This is a genomic window from Segeticoccus rhizosphaerae, from assembly GCF_009192725.1.
Lineage (GTDB): Bacteria > Actinomycetota > Actinomycetes > Actinomycetales > Dermatophilaceae > Segeticoccus > Segeticoccus rhizosphaerae.
Genome location: NZ_VOHR01000433.1, coordinates 1 through 2,648, shown reverse-complemented (window position 1 = coordinate 2,648; position 2,648 = coordinate 1). Strand labels below are relative to the sequence as shown.

The following is a 2,648-nucleotide window of genomic DNA, read 5'->3' as shown; positions in this document are numbered from 1 at the left end:
GACCACCCGGGCGCAGCCGGACGCCCCGGGCCCGGGGCGCACGCGCCGACCGTGCGGCGATGTTCAGGCGGACCGCCCGCAGGTCACCCGCGAGGACCGAACCACCATTGGCGACCGAGCTGGCAGCCTGTTCCCGCAGACCGCTGATGTGCAGCTGCCGCAAGGAGGTTCGTGCGGCCAGCAAGGTCGACGGGCCGCGGCGCCCGGTGGGCCAGGACCGCACCTGCCCCCACAGCCACGACCGCGCCACGAGGAGGCCGAACGCGGCCCCGCCGACCAACCCGATGACCAGCGAGGCCGGGCCGGCGAGGTCGGCGGCGAGCATGGCGACGCTGACCACCAGACCCAGGACCGCTCCACCGGCCACCGTGCCGAAGAGGCTGAGCCGCCACGGTTTCGCGAGACTGGTCGAGCGGTCGATCGAGCTCGTCGCCACGAGGTCGAGATAGGGCAACGCCGGCACCACCGGCCCGCGGACGCGTCCCAGCCAGAAGACGAGGAGGAGCAGCGCCACCAGCGTGCCGCCCGCGACCAGGCCACCCGCCACCGGCGTGACGTGGGCCGCGAACCACCCCGGGTCCACGAACGTCAGCAGCGCGTGCACCGCCGGGACGCCGTAGGTGGCGCCGGCGATGACGGCGACGTAGACGGCATACACCGCGTTGCTGCCCGACTGGTCCTCGTGCTCGCCGAAGATCACGTCTCGGGCGCGGTCCAGGCGTGCCCGGCCCTCGGCGGCGTCCGGGAGCGCGATCACTCCTCCCCGAGGTCGAGCACGGCGTCAGCCAGCTCGTCGGTCATCACCGGATCGTGGCAGGCGATGACCAAGGTGTCGCCGGCGTCCTTGCGCGCGGCCAGGACGCGGGTGAGCAGGTCGCGCTTGTGGGTGTCCAACCGCTGTTCCGGCTCGTCGAGCAACAGCACCGTCGCCGGGCGGAAGAGCACCAGCGCCAGCTGGAAGAGCTGCTGCTGACCGGACGAGAGCTCGTGCGGGAAGCGCTTCGCGAGGTGGCCGATCTCGAGTAGCTCGAGCATCGCCTCCGCCCGCGCCCACGCGTCGCCCGGTTCGCCGCCCCAGGTGGAGTCGATGAGGACCAGGTGGTCGCCGAGGGTGAGGTCGCGGTAGGTGGTCGAGGGCCCGAGCAGCGCCGCGACCTGCGAGCGGGTGTGCGGGGTGCGCTCGTCCAGTGCGTGCCCGTCGAGCTGCGCCTCACCGGTCGTCGCGGGCAGGGTGCCGGCCAGGATCCGCAGCAGGGTGGTCTTGCCGCTGCCGTTCGGCCCGCGCAGCACGAGGCACTCGCCGGGGCGCGCCTCGAGGTCGACCGGGGTGAGTAGCATCGTCTCGCCCAGCAGCTTGCTCACGTCGGTCGCGCGGATCGTTGCCACAGGCCAAGTGTCGCCCACAGGGCCTGCCGGGGTGTCCCCAGGGCCGACTACTGTCGTGCTGTGACCACCGCGCTGTACCGCCGCTACCGGCCCGAGACCTTCGCCGACGTCATCGGCCAGGAGCACGTCACCGAGCCGCTGATGCAGGCCCTGCGCACCGGCCGGGTGGGCCACGCCTACCTGTTCAGCGGTCCTCGCGGCTGCGGCAAGACCACGAGCGCCCGCATCCTCGCGCGCTGCCTCAACTGCGAGCAGGGGCCGACTCCCGAGCCGTGCGGCACGTGCGAGTCCTGCGTCGCCCTCGCCCGCGGAGGCACCGGTTCCGTGGACGTCATCGAGATCGACGCGGCCAGCCACGGCGGCGTGGACGATGCACGCGACCTGCGCGAGCGCGCGTCCTACGGGCCCGCTCAGTCGCGCTACAAGGTCTACATCATCGACGAGGCGCACATGGTGACGCCGCAGGGCTTCAACGCGCTGCTCAAGATCGTCGAGGAGCCGCCCGAGCACGTGAAGTTCGTCTTCGCGACCACCGAGCCCGAGAAGGTCATCGGCACCATCCGCTCGCGCACCCACCACTACCCGTTCCGGCTGGTGCCACCCGCGCGGTTGCAGGACTACCTCCAGCAGCTGTGTGAGTCGGAGGGTGTCGCGGTCGAGCCGGGTGTGCTGTCCTTCGTCGTCCGCGCCGGTGGCGGGTCGGTGCGCGACTCCCTGTCGGTGCTCGACCAGCTGATCGCGGGGTCGGACGAGCGCGGGCTGACCTACGAGGGCGCGGCCGCGCTGCTCGGCTTCACCGACGGTGAGCTGCTCGACGCCACCATCGACGCGCTGGCCGCAGGCGACGGTGGGTCGGTCTTCCGCCAGGTCGACCGGGTGATCGAGTCGGGCCACGACCCCCGCCGCTTCGTCGAGGACCTGCTTGAGCGGCTGCGAGACCTGATCATCATCGCGGCGGTGCAGGGCGGTGCCTCCTCGGTCCTGCGCAACGTCCCCGAGGACCAGCTGGAGCGGATGCGCCAGCAGGCGGCCGCGTTCGGAGCCGGTTCGCTGTCGCGCGCCGCCGACATCGTCAACGCCGGCCTCACCGAGATGACCGGCGCCACCGCGCCGCGGCTCCAGCTCGAGCTCATCTGCGCGCGGATGCTGCTGCCCGGCGCCGCGGGGGAGAGCGGGTATGCCGTGCGCCTCGACCGCCTCGAACGTCGCCTCGACATGGGGGGCGCCCGCCCACCGGCGGCGGCCGAGCCGCCTCACCAGCG

At 72.8% G+C, this 2,648-nt stretch carries 2 protein-coding genes and 1 pseudogene; 1 reads left to right on the top strand and 2 read right to left on the bottom strand.

Features of this window, described 5'->3' with window-relative positions:
* Positions 1-757 (bottom strand): annotated as a pseudogene (locus FRW57_RS20175) (hypothetical protein); the annotation flags it as partial.
* Positions 754-1,386: an ABC transporter ATP-binding protein gene (locus FRW57_RS20170; protein ID WP_238999509.1), complete on the bottom strand. Its 633-nt coding sequence runs from the start codon at positions 1,384-1,386 to the stop codon at positions 754-756. The pseudogene FRW57_RS20175 and the gene FRW57_RS20170, both read right to left, overlap by 4 nt.
* 60 nt (positions 1,387-1,446) lie before the next feature.
* Here FRW57_RS20170 and FRW57_RS20165 point away from each other — a divergent pair.
* Positions 1,447-2,648 (top strand): DNA polymerase III subunit gamma and tau (locus FRW57_RS20165; RefSeq protein WP_152186898.1); only part of this gene is annotated, 1,202 nt, incomplete at its 3' end.